General features: G+C 63.1%; 1 protein-coding gene. It reads right to left on the bottom strand.

What is annotated here, in order from left to right:
- Window positions 1–252, bottom strand: a 252-nt coding sequence (locus AC0C6X_RS30310) for a hypothetical protein (protein WP_472956743.1), incomplete at both ends; no start/stop codon positions are given.

The following is a 252-nucleotide window of genomic DNA, read 5'->3' on the forward strand; positions in this document are numbered from 1 at the left end:
GCAGCCGATGGTGCAACGCCAGCGCGAACGCATTTCTGCATTCTCAGCCGCTGCGAGCGAAGAGCAGATCTCTTCCCCGGCACACGCGGCGGAATCAAGTATATCAGGCCGAAGGCAGCCGGACGAATCGACGCTTTGGGTTCCTTCGCCGGCAACGATCACCGTCTCGGATGCCGCCGCACGGCGCAGTCGTTCGAGATCGACGCTACCGTCGAACAATGCGCCGCCGACGCTCAGCGCCAGATCGACCTT

Source organism: Ensifer sp. VA4, from assembly GCF_055710065.1.